The sequence below is a fragment of the Variovorax sp. FG153 genome, assembly GCF_057809595.1.
Genome location: NZ_JBMDKG010000015.1, coordinates 131,898 through 147,896 on the forward strand (window position 1 = coordinate 131,898; position 15,999 = coordinate 147,896).

General features: G+C 70.7%; 19 protein-coding genes. 8 read left to right on the forward strand and 11 right to left on the reverse strand.

What is annotated here, in order from left to right; translation table 11 throughout:
• The first annotated feature begins 4 nt into the window (after positions 1-4).
• Both ACODT0_RS18285 and ACODT0_RS18290 read left to right on the forward strand, forming a co-directional pair.
• Entirely contained in the window at positions 5-409 is a 405-nt protein-coding gene (locus tag ACODT0_RS18285) for a cupin domain-containing protein (RefSeq protein ID WP_489041919.1), read from the forward strand.
• Between the two features lie 139 nt (positions 410-548).
• Positions 549-1,160 carry a helix-turn-helix domain-containing protein gene (locus ACODT0_RS18290; protein WP_057597524.1) on the forward strand — a complete coding sequence of 204 codons (612 nt, stop codon included), beginning with the start codon at positions 549-551 and terminating at the stop codon, positions 1,158-1,160.
• 4 nt (positions 1,161-1,164) lie between these two features.
• Here ACODT0_RS18290 and ACODT0_RS18295 read toward each other — a convergent pair whose 3' ends face one another.
• A complete protein-coding gene (locus ACODT0_RS18295) occupies positions 1,165-2,331 on the reverse strand; it encodes an ABC transporter substrate-binding protein (protein WP_057597525.1) in 1,167 nt (388 codons plus the stop codon).
• Between the two features lie 83 nt (positions 2,332-2,414).
• Between ACODT0_RS18295 and ACODT0_RS18300 the strand changes: the two genes are divergently transcribed.
• The gene (locus tag ACODT0_RS18300) at positions 2,415-2,894 is read left to right on the forward strand and encodes an energy transducer TonB (RefSeq protein WP_261207225.1); all 480 of its coding nucleotides are present in this window, start codon (positions 2,415-2,417) and stop codon (positions 2,892-2,894) included.
• Between the two features lie 12 nt (positions 2,895-2,906).
• Here ACODT0_RS18300 and trmB read toward each other — a convergent pair whose 3' ends face one another.
• From trmB to ACODT0_RS18320, 4 genes are all read right to left on the reverse strand, one after another.
• Complete coding sequence (trmB, locus tag ACODT0_RS18305; protein WP_057597527.1) at positions 2,907-3,650, reverse strand: tRNA (guanosine(46)-N7)-methyltransferase TrmB; 744 nt, start codon at positions 3,648-3,650, stop codon at positions 2,907-2,909.
• Entirely contained in the window at positions 3,647-4,561 is a 915-nt protein-coding gene (gene gluQRS, locus ACODT0_RS18310) for a tRNA glutamyl-Q(34) synthetase GluQRS (protein ID WP_489041920.1), read from the reverse strand. The genes trmB and gluQRS overlap by 4 nt, the downstream gene beginning before the upstream one ends.
• A 40-nt stretch (positions 4,562-4,601) precedes the next feature.
• Positions 4,602-5,708, reverse strand: coding sequence for an NAD(P)/FAD-dependent oxidoreductase (locus tag ACODT0_RS18315; RefSeq protein ID WP_489041921.1), 1,107 nt, complete (start codon positions 5,706-5,708; stop codon positions 4,602-4,604).
• 116 nt (positions 5,709-5,824) lie between these two features.
• Positions 5,825-6,778: a LysR family transcriptional regulator gene (locus ACODT0_RS18320; RefSeq protein ID WP_057596748.1), complete on the reverse strand. Its 954-nt coding sequence runs from the start codon at positions 6,776-6,778 to the stop codon at positions 5,825-5,827.
• Between the two features lie 161 nt (positions 6,779-6,939).
• Here ACODT0_RS18320 and ACODT0_RS18325 point away from each other — a divergent pair, with 161 nt between their 5' ends.
• From ACODT0_RS18325 to ACODT0_RS18340, 4 genes are all read left to right on the forward strand, one after another.
• Positions 6,940-7,641 (forward strand): pirin family protein, encoded by a 702-nt coding sequence (locus tag ACODT0_RS18325; protein ID WP_489041922.1) that lies wholly within the window; start codon positions 6,940-6,942, stop codon positions 7,639-7,641.
• Positions 7,642-7,726: 85 nt separating this feature from the next.
• Positions 7,727-8,143, forward strand: a complete 417-nt coding sequence (locus ACODT0_RS18330) for a DoxX family protein (protein ID WP_057596750.1) — start codon at positions 7,727-7,729, stop codon at positions 8,141-8,143.
• Between the two features lie 37 nt (positions 8,144-8,180).
• Positions 8,181-8,732, forward strand: coding sequence for a flavodoxin family protein (locus tag ACODT0_RS18335; protein WP_057596751.1), 552 nt, complete (start codon positions 8,181-8,183; stop codon positions 8,730-8,732).
• Between the two features lie 52 nt (positions 8,733-8,784).
• Entirely contained in the window at positions 8,785-9,714 is a 930-nt protein-coding gene (locus ACODT0_RS18340) for a pirin family protein (protein ID WP_057596752.1), read from the forward strand.
• A gap of 3 nt (positions 9,715-9,717) precedes the next feature.
• On the opposite strand, the gene ACODT0_RS18345 is transcribed toward ACODT0_RS18340, so the two are convergent.
• Positions 9,718-10,185, reverse strand: a complete 468-nt coding sequence (locus tag ACODT0_RS18345) for a GNAT family N-acetyltransferase (RefSeq protein WP_489041923.1) — start codon at positions 10,183-10,185, stop codon at positions 9,718-9,720.
• 142 nt (positions 10,186-10,327) lie between these two features.
• Between ACODT0_RS18345 and ACODT0_RS18350 the strand changes: the two genes are divergently transcribed.
• Entirely contained in the window at positions 10,328-10,741 is a 414-nt protein-coding gene (locus ACODT0_RS18350) for a hypothetical protein (RefSeq protein WP_057596754.1), read from the forward strand.
• Positions 10,742-10,743: 2 nt separating this feature from the next.
• On the opposite strand, the gene ACODT0_RS18355 is transcribed toward ACODT0_RS18350, so the two are convergent.
• The 5 genes from ACODT0_RS18355 to ACODT0_RS18375 all read right to left on the reverse strand — a co-directional run bounded on the left by ACODT0_RS18355 (position 10,744) and on the right by ACODT0_RS18375 (position 15,967).
• Positions 10,744-12,303 (reverse strand): tripartite tricarboxylate transporter permease, encoded by a 1,560-nt coding sequence (locus ACODT0_RS18355; RefSeq protein WP_489041924.1) that lies wholly within the window; start codon positions 12,301-12,303, stop codon positions 10,744-10,746.
• A gap of 4 nt (positions 12,304-12,307) precedes the next feature.
• Entirely contained in the window at positions 12,308-12,829 is a 522-nt protein-coding gene (locus tag ACODT0_RS18360; RefSeq protein ID WP_261207303.1) for a tripartite tricarboxylate transporter TctB family protein, read from the reverse strand.
• A gap of 101 nt (positions 12,830-12,930) precedes the next feature.
• Complete coding sequence (locus ACODT0_RS18365) at positions 12,931-14,490, reverse strand: sensor histidine kinase (RefSeq protein ID WP_057596757.1); 1,560 nt, start codon at positions 14,488-14,490, stop codon at positions 12,931-12,933.
• On the reverse strand, positions 14,450-15,157 hold the full coding sequence (locus ACODT0_RS18370; protein ID WP_057596758.1) for a response regulator: 708 nt from the start codon (positions 15,155-15,157) through the stop codon (positions 14,450-14,452). The genes ACODT0_RS18365 and ACODT0_RS18370 overlap by 41 nt, the downstream gene beginning before the upstream one ends.
• Positions 15,158-15,172: 15 nt before the next feature.
• Entirely contained in the window at positions 15,173-15,967 is a 795-nt protein-coding gene (locus ACODT0_RS18375; protein ID WP_413763203.1) for a sulfurtransferase, read from the reverse strand.
• Positions 15,968-15,999: the final 32 nt, after the last annotated feature.

Consider the following 15,999-nt stretch of genomic DNA (forward strand, 5'->3'; position numbering starts at 1 on the left):
CACCATGTCCGCCGTCTTCAAGGAACGCCTCTCCGGCAAGCTGCAACCCACCATCGCTGGTTCCGTCTACGTCGATCCCGCCACGCTCGAATGGCGGCCCTCGCAGTTTCCGAAGATCCAGATGAAGGTGCTCTACCGCAACGACGCATCGGGCGAGATGACGGTGCTGCTCAAATGGGAACCCGGCGCGGTGCTGCCGTTCCACAAGCATCCCGAGATCGAGCAGAGCTGGGTGCTCGAGGGTTCGTTCTCGGACCACGACGGCATCTGCCGCGCGGGCCAGTTCGTCTGGCGCCAGCCGGGCTCGCTGCACGAGACGCGCTCGGACGAGGGCTGCACCATCCTCGCGATCTATCGCAAGCCCAATGTGTTCTTCAACGCAGCGGGTTTCGAAGCCGACAAGAACTGAGTTCTTCTCGCGCGGTGCCGGCCATCCGGGCAACCGGGTGTGCCGGCAGGTAAACCGGTTCCGTTAAAATCGGAGCATGGTTGCTTCAAAGAAAACCGCCCGCGCGCCCAGGCGCGCGGCGGCCCCCGCCGCTCCAGCCGTGGCAGCGGCCCCCGCCGAGGTGCCGGCCCATGTGGACCTCGGCGTGCGCCTCAAGCAGCGGCGCCTCGAGGCGGGCCTCACGCTCGCGGCGCTGGCCGAGCAGGCCGGCTTCGGCAAGGCCTACCTCTCGCGCATCGAGAGCGGCCAGAAGGTGCCGCCGATCGGCTCGCTGGCGCGCATCGCGAGCGTGCTGGGCATCGAGGCCGCGAGCCTGCTCACCGACAACGCGCATGCGCAGCAGAGCTGGCGCGGCGTGAGCCTGGTGCGGCATGCCGACAAGCGCCCGACCGTGATGGGCGGCAGCGCCTTCGGCTACGACTACTTCGCGCTGACCGACGCCACCACCGACCGCGCGCTGCAGCCCTTCCTCTTCACCTTCCCCGACAAGGTCGACAAGTTCGTGTTCTTCGAGCACGAGGGCGAGGAGATGATGCACGTGCTCACGGGCCGCGTGGAGTGGCAGGTCGGGGGCGACAAGTTCATCCTCGAGCCCGGCGACACGCTGCATTTCGACGCGCGCATCCCGCACCGCGGGCATGCGCTCGCGGGGCCGGCCACGGCGCTGGTGGTGATCTATTCGCCCGTGGGCTACCACCCGAACCTGGCCTGAAGCTTCAGCGCAGCACGCGGCCGTCCGAAGAGATGCTGATCAGGTCGATGCTGCGAACGTTGTCGCGCAGGCCCGGGCGCAGGTTGATGCGGAAGCCGCCGACGTCGTAGTCGGTCATCGCGCCCATCACGCGCTGCAGGCTCTGCGGCGTGAAGCCGCGGCCCGCGCGGCGCACCGCCTCGCCCACGGTCTTGGCGGCGATGAAGCCCTCGAGGCCTTCGTACGAAGGCGCCTGGTCCGAGTTGTCGACCGCGGCACGGTACTCCTTGACGATCGGGATCGCCGAAGGCCGCGGCGAGGGCACGACCTGCGAGATCACGATGCCGCCGATGTCCTTGCCGAGCTCGGCGTAGAGCGGATCGATGCCCACGATCGAGAAGGCCATGAAGCTGCCGGTGTAGCCGCTCTTGCGCAGCGCGCGGATGGCATTGGCCGTGGTGCCCGAGAGCGACACCAGCACGATGGCCTGCGGCGAGGGCTTCTGCACGGCCTTGAGCGCCTCCTCGAGCGGCTTGCCGCCACCCGCGGGCACCAGCGCGGTGGCGACCAGCGGCGGCAGCTTGAGTTCGCTCACGGCCTGCTGCACCGCCGCGAGGCCGGCATGGCCCATCGCGTCGTCGTCGCCCACCAGCGCGATGCGGGTCTGCCCCACGGTGGCGCACTGGCGCACGATCTTCAGCGCCTCGTCGATCATGCCGGGGCGCACATGGAACACGTTGGGATGCGCGGGGCCGCGCAGGGTGTCCGAGGCCGCGAAGGGCGCGAACAGCAGGCTGCCCTGCTGGGTGGCGACCTCGGCGCCGGCATTGCTGCTGGCGGTGCCGACGAAGCCGAACAGCATGTCGGCCTTGTCGCGCGACAGCAGGGTGCGGGCGTTGGCCGCCGCGCGGGCGGCGTCGTAGCCGTCGTCGAGCTGCAGCAGCTTGAGCTGCAGGCCGCTGGCGGCATTGCGCTCGTTGAAGTCGCTCACCGCGAGCCGGCTGCCGGCCGCGAAGGCCAGGCCGATCTCGCCGGCCGTGCCGGTCAGCGGCACCGACTGGCCGAGCAGCACCACGCGGGCGCCGGCGGGCGCGGCCGCGCGGGTGGCCTGCGCGAACGCGCGGGGCAGGGCCGTGCCCAGGGTCAGCAGGGCGCCGGTCTTCATCAGCCACTGTCTGCGTGCGTCGTTCATCGGACACCTTTTGCTAAAAATAGTAAAAAAGTGTAGCAATTTGGATGCCCGACGGGAAGTTTTGCCCATGCAGAATCGCCCGCATGAACAAGATCGCTGTGCTGGCACTGGGATGTGCCGTGTTGGCCGGTTGCACCGACCTGGCCCGGAACAGGGCGCCGGAGGCACCGGAGGCCGGCTTCTCGCAGGGCGGGACCGGGACGCCGGCGCTGGAGATCGCCGCGCCCCCCACGATCGCGCCCGCGCCCGCGCCGATGGCGGATCCGGCACCGGCGCGGCGGCCAGCGCCGGTGTCCGACGCGCGCGTGCTGCAGCGCTCGATCCCGCCCTATCCCTCGCAACTGGCCGAGCAGGGCGTGGCGGGCACGGTGGTCGCGGCCTTCGACGTCGACCCCGAGGGGCGTGCCGATCGCATCCGGATCCTCAGCTCGCCGCATCCGCTGCTGTCGCAGGCGGTGACGAAGTCGCTCCAGGCCTGGCGTTTCGAGCCGGCGCGCGACGCGAACGGCCAGGGCCTGCGCAGCGCGATGCGGTTGCCGTTCCGCTTCGTCGTCGAAGACTGACGCAGGGCGCGCTCAGGCGCGTTCGAACACCAGGTCCCAGACCCCGTGGCCCAGCTTGAGGCCGCGGTTCTCGAACTTGGTCAGCGGCCGGTAGTCGGGCTTGGGCGCGTAGTCGGCGGCGGTGTTGCGCAGCAGCGGCTCGGCCGACAGCACCTCGAGCATCTGCTCGGCATAGGGCTGCCAGTCGGTGGCGCAATGGATGTAGCCGCCGGGGCGCAGGTGCTGCGCGAGCTTGGTCACGAACTCGGCCTGGATCAGCCGGCGCTTGTTGTGGCGCTTCTTGTGCCAGGGATCGGGAAAGAACACATGCACGCCGGCCAGCGTGGCGGGCTGCAGCATGTGGTCGAGCACCTCGACGGCATCGTGCGCGCAGATGCGGATGTTCGGGATGCTCTGCTCGCCGATGCGCTTGAGCAGCGCGCCCACGCCGGGCTCGTGCACCTCGCAGCAGAGGAAGTCGGTGTCGGGCCGCACGGTCGCGATGTGGGCCGTGGCCTCGCCCATGCCGAAGCCGATCTCGAGCACGGTCGGCGCCTCGCGGCCGAAGGCGGCGGCCAGGTCCAGCGTCTGCTCGCGGTAGGGCAGCAGGAACAGCGGGCCCAGCTCTGCGAAGGCGCGCGCCTGGCCGTCGGTGGTGCGGCCGCCGCGCTTCACGAAGCTCTTGAGGCGGCGGTGCAGGGGATGGGGCTGGGGGCTGTCGCCTGCGTCGTCGTCGGCGGGCGGAAGGTCGTGGGACACGGTATCGGGAAAGGTCATTGCGGCCGCGAATTGTAGAGAGCGCGCCATGCGGGCACCCAGCCGGCCAGCGCCTCGGCGCAGGAAGCGCCCGCGGCCGGGCCCAGGCCGAGCACGCGTGCCGCCGCCTCGAGCGCGGCGCGCGCGGCCTCGGGCGTGGCGGTGTCGAAGGCCGCCGCGCCGTTCTGCTTCGAGAGCTTGTGGCCGTCGGCGCCGCGCACCAGCGGCGTGTGCAGGTAGCGCGGCGTCGGCAGCCCGAGCGCGCGCTGCAGCAGGATCTGGCGCGCGGTGTTGTCGGCCAGGTCCTCGCCGCGCACCACGTCGCTCACGCCCTGGTCGGCATCGTCGACCACCACCGCGAGCTGGTAGGCCCAGGGGCCGTCGGCGCGGCGCAGCACGAAGTCGCCGACCTCGCGGACCACGTCCTGGCTTTGCGCGCCGAGGCGGCGATCGGTCCAGTGGAGTTCGCCCGGCGCCGCGGCCTCGAACTTCTGCGTGGCGAAGCGCCAGGCGCGCGCGGGCTTGCCATGCAGGCCGTCGCGGCAGGTGCCGGGGTAGACGCGCTCGCCATGGCGCTCGTGCTGCCGGCCGAGCCGCGCGAGCGCTTCGTCGATGTCCTTGCGCGAGCAGCCGCAGGGGTAGGCGAGGCCGCGTTCGCGCAGGCGAGCCAGCGCAGCCTCGTAGCGCGCGGTGCGCGCGGTCTGCCACACGGGCTCTTCGTCGGGGATCAGCGCGCAGTCGGCGAGCTGGCGCAGGATGCGCTCGCCCATGCCCGGCAGGCAGCGCTCGGTGTCGGCGTCCTCGATGCGCACCAGCCAGCGCGCCCGCGGGCCTTGCGCGCGCACGTCGAGCCAGCTCGCGAGCGCGGCGACCAGCGAGCCCGCATGCAGCGGGCCGGTGGGCGAGGGAGCGAAGCGGCCGACGGGAGGCATGGAAAACGGCAGGGGGCCGCGGCCGGCCCCGGAACGCGAACTACAGTGCCGCGAGCGCGAGCGACAGGCCCGAGACGAAGGCGTCCTCGACGCGATGGCCGATGCACCAGTCGCCGGCCACGCCGATGCGCGCCTTGGCGTCCCACAGGTGGCTCTGGCCCACCGGCACCTGGGTCTGGGCCTCGGCCCAGCACAGCGCCTGCGCATGGGCCGGCGTGGCATGGATGCCGGTGATCTCGGAGAAGGCGCGTAGCAGCTTGGCCTCGATGCGCGGCGCGTCGTCGCGCAGGTGTTCCTGCGACCAGGTGGCGCTGGCCTGCAGGGTCCAGCGCTCGATGCGTTCGCGGCCGGGCTTGGACGATTCGCGCGCCAGCCAGGCCACGCGGTGGTGCGTGCTGCGCGCCGCGTTCCATTGCGGGCCCAGGTGCGACATGGTCGGCTGGTTGGCCTGCGGGAAGGCGATCATCAGCGTCCAGCACGGCGCGATGCGCACCGGCTCGACCGCGCGGCTGATGCTGCGGGACAGCTTGCCGTCCTCGAGCAGCGCGCGGGCGCGCGAGGGCGGCACCGCGAGCAGCACCGCGTCGAAGCCCGAGTACACGCGCTGCGAGTCGCCGGCACCGGCGGTGCGCAGCTGCCAGCGCGCGGCATCGAGCGCGTCGGGCTCGATGCGCGTGACCTGCGTGCCGGTGACCAGGCTGTCGCCCAGCGGCCGCGCCCATTGCGCCACCAGCGAGTCCATGCCGGGCTGGGCCACCCAGTGCGATTCGAGCGAGGGCAGCGCGGCCTCGGCCACGCGGCCGTGGGCATCGAGCACGCGCACGAGGTTGGCGCTCCAGCGCCGGCACAGGCCCGGCACGGTCTCGAGCGCCTGCGCGAAGCGCGCGTCGCGCACGGTGAAGTACTGCGCGCCGCTGTCGAAGCGGCCGAAGGCGGTGTCGACGCTGGCCATGCGGCCGCCCGTCCCGTCGCCGCGCTCGAACAGCGTGACGCGGTGGCCGGCCTGCACCAGCGTGCGCGCGCAGGCCACGCCGGCCATGCCGGCGCCGACGACGGCGTAGTGGCGCGGCGCGGCGGCGGGTGCGGTGTCGGGGGAGGGGGCCGGGGTTCGGTGGCGGTCTGCCTTGGCGCGAGGACGAGTGGTCATGCTGGACCCTTTTCTTGTGACGAGGTGAAGACGGTGGATGCTGCGCCGACTCTAACCCGGTCTGCGCGCGTGCCGCAGCCACCCTGGGGCAAACGACGATGCGCGTCCCGCGGGCATCAACGGCCGCGGTGCCGTTCGAGCAGCGCGCGCCGCGTGCCCTCGTGCTCGAACTGGGCGAGCCACCACTCGAGCGCGCGCCCGGGCTTGCCGGCCGCGCGCACGCGCCAGGCGCAGTGCATGCTGCCCAGCGGCGGCTGGCGCTCGGTGCGGCGCTCGACCAGGTGGCCGGCCTCGATGTAGGGCCGTGCCATCGGCTCGGGCAGGAAGCCGCCGCCCAGGCCGTGCAGCTGCGCCGCGAGCTTGGCCTGCATGGTCGGCACGGTCAGCACGTCCTGTCCGCCGACCAGGTTGACCGTCATGCCGGGACTGCTGCGCGCCGAGTCGGCCGCGGCCACCGCGCGGTACTGGCGCAGCACGGCGTCGCTCAGCGGTTCCTCGAGCCGCGCCAGCGGATGGTGCGGCGCCACCGCGTAGATGAAGCGCAGCTCGCCCAGCGGCAGGCTGCGCAGGCCGGTGGCGGTGAACGCCAGGCTGGCGGCATCGAGCACCGCGCCGATCGCGAGGTCGGCCTCGCCGCTGGTCAGCGCCTCGATGGTGCCCAGCAGGGTCTCGTCGCGCAGCTTCAGGCGGGTCGGCGGCTCGAGCGCGAAGAAGGCGGTGGCGAGGTCGAGCAGCGGATCGCGCGCGATCACGCTGTCGACCGCGATCGTGAGCATCGGCTCCCAGCCGGTGGCCACGCGCTTCACGCGGTTGGCCACGGCGTCGATCTCGCCGAGCAGTCGCGCCGCCTCGCGCAGCAGCTCGGCGCCGGCCTCGGTCAATTTCGCCTGCCGCGCGCTGCGGTCGAACAAGAGCACGTCGAGCGCATCCTCGATCTGGCGCACGCGGTAGCTCAGCGCGCTGGGCACGAGGTCGAGCGCGCGCGCCGCGGCGGCGAAGCTGCCGGTGTGGGCCACGGTCTGCAGCATGGCGAGCGCATCGGGGGTCAGCACGTCGCGGGGGCTGGGCATGGTCGCGGCTCCATTGATCAAAAAATTTGAATGATGCCATCAAAGCGCGGCGCTTTTCCCTCGGGGGCGCGGGCCTAAAGTTCTTCCCATCCGCTGCGCATCCGGCGCGGCATACGAAGAAGGCCGATGATCCCCACGGGACCGGCCCAAGGAGTCCGACGATGTTGCAAGTCCGTAAATCCCAGGAACGCGGTTATGCCGACCACGGCTGGCTGCGCTCGTTCCACAGCTTTTCCTTCGCCAACTACTACGACCCGGCCCACATGGGCTTCGGCAACCTGCGCGTGATCAACGAGGACCGCGTGGCCGCCGGTGCCGGCTTCGGCACCCATGGCCACAAGGACATGGAGATCATCAGCTACGTGCTCTCGGGCGAGCTGGCGCACAAGGACAGCATGGGCAACGTGGAATCGATCCCGCCCGGCGACGTGCAGCGCATGAGCGCCGGCCGCGGCGTGATGCACAGCGAGTTCAACCACAAGGCCGACGAGACCACGCACTTCCTGCAGATCTGGATCCAGCCCAACGTGCGCGGCATCGAGCCCGGCTACGAGCAGAAGAAGTTCGATGCGGCCGAGAAGCGCGGCAAGCTGCGCCTGGTGGCCTCGCCCGACGGCGCCGACGGCTCGGTCACGATGCATGCCGACGCGCGCCTGTTCGCGGGTCTGCTCGACGGCGACGAGAGCGCGAGCCTCGCGCTCGATCCGAAGCGCAAGGGCTACGTGCACCTGGTGCGCGGCGAGCTCGAGGTCAATGGCCAGAAGCTCGCGGGCGGCGACGCCGCGCTGCTCGAGGGCGAATCGCTGCTGACGCTGGCCGGCGGCAAGGATGCCGAGGTGCTGGTGTTCGACCTCGCCGCCTGATGTGTTCCCGGGCCGGGCGAGGGCCCGGCCTTTTTTCGCGACCCGTTCCCTTCATTCCATTCAACACAACCGAGGAGTTCGAACCATGGCAACCACCACCACCCCCAACGGCGCGCAGGACACGCTCGCGCTGATCGGCCGCATCCTGATCGCCTACCTGTTCATCCCGGCCGGCATCGGCAAGCTCATGGGCTTCGGCGGCACCGTGGGCTACATCACCTCGGCCGGCCTGCCCTTGCCCGAGGTGGCGGCGGCGATCGCGATCGTGGTCGAGCTCGGCCTGGGCATCGCGCTGCTGCTGGGCTTCAAGACCCGCTGGACCGCGATCGCCATGGCCATCTTCACGGTCGCGACCGCGCTGTTCTTCCACAAGTACTGGGCCGTGCCCGACGCGATGAAGATGGCGCAGCAGATCAACTTCAACAAGAACATCGCGATCGCCGGCGGCCTGCTCGCCTTCGCCGCCTTCGGTCCCGGCCGCTTCAGCATCGACAAGCGCTGATCCCCGCATCCATTCCCATCGCAAGGAGCCACCGAACATGAGCAACATCGTCGTCGTCTTCCATTCCGGCTACGGCCATACCCAGCGCGTGGCGCAAGCCGTGGCCGACGGCGCGGGCGCGCAGCTGCTCGCCATCGACGCGGACGGCAACCTGCCCGAGGGCGGCTGGGAGACCCTGGCCGCGGCCGACGCCATCATCCTGGGCTCGCCCACCTACATGGGCGGCGTGAGCTGGCAGTTCAAGAAATTCGCCGATGCATCGTCGAAGGTCTGGTACACGCAGGGCTGGAAGGACAAGCTCTTCGCGGGCTTCACCAACAGCGCCACCATCAACGGCGACAAGGTCACGACCATGACCTACCTGTGGACGCTCGCGATGCAGCACAGCGGCATCTGGGTCAGCATGGGCATCCTGCCGACCAACAACAAGGCCGCCACGCGCGATTCGACCAACTACATCGGCGGCTACGGCGGCCTGCTGACGCAGTCGCCCTCGGACGCGAGCCCGGCCGAGATTCCCCGCGGTGACCTCGACACCGCGCGGTCTTTCGGCGAGCGCGTGGCCGCGGTGGCAAGATCGCGCGGCTGACCATCGCCTGAGCGGGCCGCCCCCGGCCCGGGGCACCCACGGAGAGAACACGATGACCGACGCCACCCCCGCCACCCGTTTGCTGCAACCGCACGACAAGGACCTGGGGGGCGGCTTCAACGTGCGGCGCCTGCTGCCCGCGGCCGTGCGCCGCTCGGTCGGCCCCTTCGTGTTCTTCGACCATTTCGGCCCGGCCACCGAGCAGCCGGGCCATGCGCACGACGTGCGCCCGCATCCGCACATCGGCCTGGCCACCGTCACCTACCTGTTCGAGGGCGCGATGATGCATCGCGACAGCATCGGCAGCGTGCAGGAGATCCTGCCGGGCGCCATCAACTGGATGACCGCGGGCCGCGGCATCGTGCACTCCGAACGCAAGCCCGAACGCCTGCTGGCCGAGACCTTCGTCAATCACGGCCTGCAGCTGTGGGCCGCGCTGCCGCAGGCCCATGAGGAGGTGGAGCCCGCCTTCGAGCACACCGCGGCCGATGCGATCCCCGCGCTGTTCGAGCAGGGCGTGGGCGTGCGCGTGCTGGTGGGCGAGGCCTTCGGCGCGCGCTCGCCCGTCACGACCTTCTCGCGGACCGTCTACCTCGACATCGCGCTGCCGGCCGGCGCGAGCTTCGCGCTGCCAGCGCTGGCGCCCGAGCTCGCGGTCTATCCGATCGACGGCGACATCGGCCTCGACGGCGTGGCCGTGCCGATGCACACCATGGCCGTGCTGGCCGACGGGCAGGGCGCCAACCTCACGGCGCCCGTGACCGCGCCGGTGCGGCTGGTGGTGATCGGCGGCGAGCCGCTCGACGGGCCGCGCTACATCACCTGGAACTTCGTCTCGAGCCGGCGCGAACGCATCCTGCAGGCCGGCGAGGACTGGGCCGCGCAGCGCATGGGCCACGTGCCCGGCGAGACCGAGTTCATCCCGCTGCCGGGCAAGCCCTTCGGCGTGCGCGAGCCCGACACGGGCAGCACGCCCACCTGAGTTCTACAGCGCGAGCTTGTAGCCCTCGTGGCTCGCCACGAAGCCCAGCCGCTCGTAGAAGCGATGGGCATCGGGCCGGCGCTTGTCGGTCGTGAGCTGCACCAGGGTGCAGCCCCGCTCGCGGCAGCGCGCGATCGCCCACTCGAACATCCGCTGGCCCAGCCCCGCATCGCGCCGCTGCGCCGCGATGCGCACGGCCTCGATCTGGCCGCGCCATGCGCCCTGGCGCGCGATGCCCGGGATGAACGAGAGTTGCAGCGTGCCGACCACCGTGTCGCCCTCGGTCACCACCACCAGTTGCTGGTTCGCATCGGCCGCGATGGCCTCGAAGGCGGCGACGTAGCGCGCATCGACAACAGCGGGTGAAGCACCCGCGGCCTCGCGTTCGCGGCCCAGCGGATCGTCGGCGAGCAGGGCGACGATGGCGGCCAGGTCGGTGCGCGTCGCGGTTCTGAAAACGATAGGGTTCACTTGTGAAACTCTGTTGCATCGTCGCGCGCCAGTTGGCGCGAAACGTCATCGCCCGATAGTAAAGTGCGCCCGCCGCGAGGGAGGGAACACCGGCCCCGCGACCCACAACCACAACGACGTTGAAGAAAGCGAGCGAGGCGAGATGGCGATTCAGAAGACACCGGAAACGGCACCGGGCGAATACGGCGACCTGTTCGAGTTCCTGATGAAGGAGCTCAAGCTGTTCCAGCGCAAGCTGCTGGTGATGCTCAAGCACGTGAAGACCGGCGAGTCGCAGGTCTACAAGCAGGCCTGGTACGACTTCCACCTCAAGGACCGCCTCACGGCACTGCTCAAGGCCGAGGACTATGCGGCGGTCGCGCAGCTGCCGGTCAACAAGGCCGGCCAGACCGGCATCTACATCGAGACCCGCTACGTGAAGTCGGGCGAGGTGGTGGGCTTCCAGCTGGTGGAAGCGCGGCCGCACGAGGGCGGCCGCTACGTGGGGCTCACGCCGGCCGCGGTCTACACCGAGGCCGACGGGCGCCGCGTGCTGGCCTTCGCCGAAGGCCTCTAAAACTACTTGCCCAGCGTCACCGCTTCGGCCGGTGGCGCACCGTCGGGCGCGTCGGGCAGCAGCTGCGACTTGCGGCGCGAACCGCGCCAGGCCGAGTAGCCCACGCCGATCAGCAGCAGCACGCACAGCCCGATGAAGGTGCCGCTGATCGGGCGCGTGACGAACACCGACATGTCGCCGCGCGAGAGCAGCAGCGCGCGGCGGAAGTTCTCCTCCACCATCGGCCCGAGCACGAAGCCCAGCAGGATCGGCGCGACCGAGAACTCGAGCGACATCAGCAGCGCGCCGATGATGCCGAACACCAGCACCTCCCAGATCTGGAACAGGCTGTTCTGCGTGCTGAACACGCCCACCGCGATGAAGAACATCGCCGCCGGGAACAGGTACTTGTAGGGCACCTTCAGGAGCTTCACCCAGACCCCGATCAGCGGCACGTTGAGCACCACCAGGATCACGTTGCCGATCCAGAAGCTGGCGATCAGGCCCCAGAAGATGTCCGGGTGCTCGGTGATCAGCTGCGGGCCGGGCTGGATGCCCTGGATCAGCAGCGCGCCGAGGATCAGCGCCATCACCGCGTCGCCCGGGATGCCCAGGCTCATGGTCGGGATGAAGTCGACCTGCGTCTTCGAATGCGCCGAGGCCTCGGGCCCGGCCACGCCTTCGATCATGCCGGTGCCGAAGGCCGCGGGCGTCTTCGACACCTTGCGCTCGAGCGCATAGGCGATGAAGGTGGTGATGGTCGGTCCGGTGCCCGGCATCGCGCCGAAGATCGTGCCGACGACGGTGCCGCGGATCATGGCGGGGAAGGCGCGCTTGAGCTCTTCCTTGCTCGGGCGCATGTCGCTGAGCTTGAGCGTGCCGGTGTCGCCGATGCTCTTCATGCGGTTCACGTTGAGCAGGAAGTCGGCCACGCCGAACAGGCCCATCGAGATCGCGACCAGCTCGAGGCCGTCGCTGAGCTCGGGCAGGTCGAAGGCGAAGCGGAAGCTGCCGCTGTTGACGTCGGTGCCGACCACGCCGCACAGCAGGCCGAAGACCGTCATCGCCACGCCCTTGAGCGCCGAGCCGCGCGACATGGTCGAGCCCGCGAGCAGGCCCAGCATCATGATCGAGAAGATCTCGGTCGGGCCGAACTTGAACGCGATCTGCACCAGCAGCGGCGAGGCGAAGATCATCACCACGATGCCCACCGAGGCGGCGAAGAACGAGGAGATCATCGTCACGCCGAGCGCCACGCCGCCCTTGCCCTTCTTCGTCAGCGGATAGCCGTCGAGGCAGGTCACCGCGTGCGGCGGGTGCGAGGGCATGTTCATCAGGATGGCGCCGATCGCGCCGCCGTACTGCGAACCGTAGAAGATGCCGGCCAGCATCAGGATGGCGGGCACCGGGTGCATCACGTAGGTGAGCGGCAGCAGGATCGAGATGGCCTGCAGCGCGCCCATGCCGGGCAGCACGCCGATGAGGTTGCCCACCAGCACGCCGAAGAAGGACCACAGCAGGTTGGAGCCCTGGAACGCGACGCCGAAGCCGAACCAGAGGTCGCGGAGCGATTGTCCGATCATGGTCTCAGCCTCCCCACTGGAACAGCGGCAGTTGCAGGCTCAGCGCCCACCAGAACACCACCACCGCGATGACCATCATCGCGAGCGCGAGCAGGAAGGCCTCGCGCAGCGTGTTGTCGCGGTCGCCGAGCGCCGAGATGAACACGATCGCGAAGGTCGCGGGCAAGAGCCCGCCGTACTCGCCGAGCAGCAGGAACGAGAGGATGCCCAGCACGATGCAGACGCAGCCGCGCAGGTCGGGCAGGCCGGCGGGATGGCCGTGCGAGCCCGCGGCCTCGGGCGCCGGCTGCTGGCCGCGCGCCGAGATCACCATCAAGAGGCCGATGAAGGCCAGCAGCAGCCCGAGCGCGACCGGGAAGAAGCCCGGCCCCATGTGCGCGAGTTCGCCGACGCGGTAGCCGTAGCCGGCGTAGGCGGCGGCCAGTCCGACGATCACCATCAGGGCCCCGCCGTAATAGTCTTTCTTGAATGTCGATGGGGCGCGCGATGCCTGCGAGGCCGCGCCACCACCCGTGCTGTGCTGCATATGTCTCCTTCGGGCTGAAGCGATGCAGTCTAGGAAGCGGGGCTTTCAATCCCCTTTCGCAACACGCTTGCAAGGGCCTTCGGGGCCCAAAATACGTGTTATCACGTACGAGCGAGCGGCAATCGGAGGATCGCGCGCAGCCCGCCGCCGTTGGCGCTCTCGGGCATGTCGGCGCTGTCCAGCAGGATCTCGCCGCCGTTGCGCCGCGCATAGCCGCGCGCGATGGTGAGGCCGAGGCCGGCACCCTGCATCGCGGGTGCGCCCGGGCCCTGCGAGGCCGGGTCGCGCTGGAAGCGCTCGAACACGCTGGCGCGCCGTTCGGGCGCGATGCCCGGGCCGCTGTCGCAGACCTCGGCCAGCGCCTGCGAGGCATCGCGCCGCACCGTCACCGTGATGTTGCCGCCGCGCGGCGTGTACTTGATCGCGTTGTGCACCAGGTTCGCGAGCAGCTCGTGCAGCTCGGCGGGGTTCGCGCGCACCGGGATCACGGGCGAGGCCGCGTCCTCCTCCTCGTCGGGCGCGGCGAGGCCCTCGGTCGCGGTGTCGCCGCGCGCGTCGACCCAGCCCAGGTCCTGGTCGTGCTCGCGCGCGAGCGGCAGGTACTGCAGCACCACCGCGCGCGCGATCGCGTTGAGGTCGACGATCGCGGGCGCGGCGGCCTCGGTCTCGCCTTCGTGCGTGGCATGCGCGAGCGCCAGCAACTGCTCGCTCAGGCGCCGCGTGCGCGCGAGCTGCGCGACGATCGCATGCAGCGATTCGCGCATGCGCTCGGGGTCGGTCTCGCGCACCGCGTAGCCGGCCTGGATCGACAGGATGCCCAGCGGCGTGCGCAACTGGTGCGAGGCATCGGCGAGGAACTGCGAATGCTCGGCCACCATGCGGCGATGGCGCCCGATGTGGTGGTTGACCGCGTCGACCAGCGGCACCACCTCCTGCGGCACGCCGGCGGGATCGAGCGGCTGGATGTCGTCGCGCGCGCGTTCGCGCAGCGACCGGCGCAGCCGCTCGAGCGGGCGCAGGGTCCAGGCCACGCCCAGCCACACCAGAAGCGCCATCACCACCACCATGCGCGCGGCGCGCAGCAGCTCCTGGCGCAGCGATTCGTCCTGCGCGCGCCGGCGCGGGCCGGTGCCTTCGGCGGCCTGGATCAGCACGGTGTAGGCGCTGCCCGCGTGGCTGTTGTAGACCGTCTGGCGCAGCGCGGCCACGCGCACCGGATGCTGCTGGTAGGTGGCGTCGTAGAACACCGGCGCGCCCTCGGGGCCGCCGCTCCTCGGCGGCGGCGCGGGCAGGTCGGGCACGCCCATCAGCGTCTGCTCGGTGCCGGTCTCGCCCCGGACCACCGGCGCCGCGCCCACGTGCAGGTACTTGTAGCGCAGGTGGGTCGACTCGAACATCGCCTGCACCGAGAAGGCCTCCTGCACGCGCACGCTGCCGTCGCTCGCCACCACGATGCCGTTGGCCAGCGCCTGCACGGGCTCGAGCAGGCTCTGGTCGTAGGCGTCGACCAGGCTCTCGGTCAGCGCCTGGTAGTCGCTCCAGCTGTCGAGCGCGAGCAGCGCGACCATGCCCGGCAGCAGCAGCGCCAGCAGGCGCGCGCGGATGCCGAAGCGCCAGCTGTCAGTGGGGGATGGAGACGGTGCCGGCGCGTGCGGGTCCATCGGCGATGCCTTCGAGCATGTAGCCCAGCCCGCGCACGGTGACGATGCGCACATCGCTGTCGGCGAGCTTGCGCCGCAGCCGATGCAGCACCACCTCGATCGCATCGGGCCCGGCGGTGCTGTCGTTGGTGAACACCTTGCCGAACAGCTGCGACTTGCCGACCGGCGAGCCGCTGCGCATGAGCAGCGCGCTCAGGGCCGCGTGCTCGCGCGGCGTGAGCGCCAGCAGCGTGCCGCGCAGCGTGAAGGCATGGCTCTCGCCGTCGTAGGCCAGCGAGGCGCACTGCAGCCGCGGATGCTGGCGGCCGCGGCTGCGCCGCACCAGCGCGGTCAGTCGCGCCTCGAGCTCGACCAGCTCGAAGGGCTTGGTGAGGAAATCGTCGGCGCCGAGATGGAGGCCGCGCACCCGGTCCTGCAGCGCGCCCTGCGCGGTGAGGATCAGCACCGGCGTGCGGTCGTCGGCATTGCGCATGTCGGCCAGCACCGCGAGGCCGTGCTTGTCGGGCAGCCGCAGGTCGAGCACCACCGCGTCGTACTCGGTGCCGGCCATGAAGGCCTCGGCTGTGCGCGCATCGGGCGCATGGTCGGTGACGAAGCCGCCCTGCGTGAGCGCGCGCACCAGCCAGGAGGCCATGTCCAGTTCGTCTTCCACCAGCAGGATGCGCATCGCGGGGAGGTCGGCCTATCGTTTCTTGTGGAGATCGGGGTCTTCGGCGGCGCGCGCGCTGGCCTTGGCCGCGCGGGCGCTGAGGTCGGGCGCGAGCGCCTCGCGGCCATCGAACACGAAGCAGTCGCCCTGGTAGTGGGCGCCGCCCACCAGCTCGAAGTACTTGAGGATGCCGCCCTCGAGCTGCAGCACGTTGTCGACGCCTTCCTCGCGCATCAGGATCGCGGCCTTCTCGCAGCGGATGCCGCCGGTGCAGAAGCTCACCACCGTCTTGCCCGCGAACTCGGCGCGGTGCTCGCGCAGCGCGGGCGGGAACTCGGTGAACTTCTCGATGCGCCAGTCGATCGCGCCCTCGAAGCTGCCGTGGTCGACCTCGAAGGCGTTGCGCGTGTCGAGCAGCGCGATCTCGCGGCCCGCGTCGTCGTGGCCCTGGTCGAGCCAGCGCTTGAGCGTGGGCGCATCCACGCCCGGCGCGCGGCCGGCCGCGGGCTGGATCGCGGGGTGGTCCATGCGGATGATCTCGCGCTTGAGCTTCACGAGCATGCGCCGGAACGGCTGGGCGGCCGACCAGCTGTCCTTGGTCTCGAGGTCGGCGAAGCGCACGTCGGCGCGCACGCCGCCCAGGAAGTCCGCCATCGCGCCGGGCTCGCCGGCCAGAAACATGTTGATACCCTCGGGCGCGATCAGGATCGTGCCCATCAGGCCCAGCGCGCGGCTGCGTTCCAGCAGGCGTTCGCGCAGCGCGGGGCCGTCCTCGATGGCCACGAACTTGTAGGCCGCGATGTTCAATATCTCTTGGGTCTCTTGCACGGCGGGAATTCTAGGCGCCGCTGGTTGACCCG